Raw genomic sequence first — 234 nt, 5'->3', positions numbered from 1 at the left:
ATTAGAACGCTACAACAGATTATTGCTTGGCGCGGTAAACCAAAGCAGATTAGAGTGGACAATGGCCCAGAATTTACTTCAACGGCACTCGAAGATTGGGCAATGAAAAATGACATCAAGTTGGAATTTATAGAGCCAGGCAGTCCTTACCAAAATGGTTTTGTGGAAAGGTTTAACCGAAGTTATCGTGAAGAAGTGCTCGATTTATACTTGTTTGAGTCACTGCAAGAAGTA

The 234-nt window shown here is 40.6% G+C and carries 1 protein-coding gene; it reads left to right on the top strand.

Annotated elements, in window-relative coordinates; translation table 11 throughout:
- Positions 1-234: integrase core domain-containing protein (locus CEX98_RS22445; RefSeq protein WP_172439843.1), on the top strand; the 234-nt coding region annotated here is incomplete at both ends.

This window comes from Pseudoalteromonas piscicida (assembly GCF_002744175.1).
GTDB classification, from domain to species: Bacteria; Pseudomonadota; Gammaproteobacteria; order Enterobacterales; family Alteromonadaceae; genus Pseudoalteromonas; species Pseudoalteromonas piscicida_B.
The sequence above is the reverse complement of the archived record's forward strand: the minus strand, read 5'-3'. Positions and strand labels throughout refer to the sequence as shown.